Annotated in this window: 3 protein-coding genes; all 3 read left to right on the plus strand. The window is 63.0% G+C overall.

Features of this window, described 5'->3' with window-relative positions; genetic code table 11:
* The coding region (locus GTN70_05035) for a hypothetical protein (GenBank protein ID NIO16347.1) at positions 1–404 on the plus strand (404 nt) is incomplete at its 5' end.
* A gap of 70 nt (positions 405–474) precedes the next feature.
* Complete coding sequence (locus GTN70_05040; protein NIO16348.1) at positions 475–1,242, plus strand: tetratricopeptide repeat protein; 768 nt, start codon at positions 475–477, stop codon at positions 1,240–1,242.
* Between the two features lie 4 nt (positions 1,243–1,246).
* Positions 1,247–1,590: hypothetical protein (locus GTN70_05045; protein ID NIO16349.1), on the plus strand; the 344-nt coding region annotated here is incomplete at its 3' end.

Consider the following 1,590-nt stretch of genomic DNA (forward strand, 5'->3'; position numbering starts at 1 on the left):
ACCGCAGCGACCCGGGCTTCGACGACCGGGGGGAGTGGTATTTCGACGGGGAAACGGGGACGGCGGAGTTCCGGGTGCCCTGGGGAATCGTCAACGTAACAGACCCCTCCTCACGGTCCGTTCTGTTCGAGGGGAAGGATTCTCCCCGCGGCTTCAGGGAAACGGGGGGCCTGCGCTTTGCCGTCGCGGCCTTTGAGCCGGCAGGTGGCAGTGAGATCCGCGCCCGGAGGGGAAAATCTCTGGACGTGCTTCCCCGCCCCGGGCCGGGAGGGACCGTGACGGACCTACCGATCTACGCCTGGAAAAGGTGGGAGGCACCCGCTTACCACTCCTTCCCCAAGCGCTCCTTTTTCATCCTCAAAGAGGCGCTCGGGGAGCTTCCCGACGAGCCGAAGGGGCGGTAGGCACGAGACCGGGGGGTGAAAAAAAGCCCGTGCGGGCAAATTGTTGTTTCAATCGGAATGAACTTCATCTATGGTAGTTCAGAAAAGGGAACAAAAGAGGGACGGGAAGGTGAGCGGCATGGCGAGAAGGATCCTGGCGGGTGTCGTAGCGGCGCTGTTCGCGGCGACCCTTTCCTTTGCGGGCGACGTGGAATCGATATCCGAGGCCATCGCGAAAAGCGATGACAGGGCGGAGCAGGCCCGGCTATATAAAAAGCTGGGCGATCGCTTCGCTTCCGGGGAAGACTACACATCTGCCGCCGACGCCTACCTGGAAGCGCTCACGCGCGGCCGGGAACTCTTCACCCCGGCGGAGAGGGTGAAGATCGCCGTCTACATATCCTGGGCCGACCGGCTCCAGGAGGCGATACACGAGCTCGAGCTCGTTCTTTCGGAGGACGCGGAGAACCGGGAGGCACGGATCACCCTCGCCCGGGTCCTTTCCTGGGCGGGAAGAAACGACGAGGCCATCGAGGAGGCGGACGCNNCAGTTCGATTCCCGGCTGGGGCTCACCTACGCCTTCCTGGAGGACGGCTACATAGAGGAGGCCAGAAAGAGCGCACAGCTCCTCGAGCCGAGGTACGGCTACCAGGAGCGGGCCCTGAAGAAGCTGAACATCACGCTGAGCAGGGAGTCGCGGCCGAACCTGGCCGCGCAGTACAGCTACTACAACGACACCGACGACAACGAGGTCCATCGGTTCGGGCTCTCCCAGAACTACTGGGCGGGCCGGTGGAAGTCGTCGGTCCACTTCCGGCACACCACCGCCGAGGATCCGATCAGAAAGAACAGGGCTAACGAGGTGTGGGCCAGGTCCTACGGGAAGGCCAGCGACCACTTCAGCGCCGGTGGGGGCCTGGGGCTCTCCCAGTTCGTCAACGGCAAGAAGAGGGAGATCATAACGGGGCACGTGAAGGGGGACGTGCGCTTTTGGAAGGGGAAATTCGGGGCGAGCCTGGCACAGGACATATTCAGCGACACGGCGGAGCTGATCGAAAACCGGCTCTACTACTCCGACGCCGGGGTCTACCTGTCCCAGAACGTGACGCAGCGCCTCGGCCTCTCCCTGAGCTTCAACTACCGGGACTACTCGGACGAAAACAGCTCCAAGAGCGCTCAGTTCCTGGTGAAATACCTGCTCTTCCG

Source organism: Deltaproteobacteria bacterium, from assembly GCA_011773515.1.
In the GTDB taxonomy this organism is placed as follows: Bacteria; Desulfobacterota; Deferrimicrobia; order J040; family J040; genus WVXK01.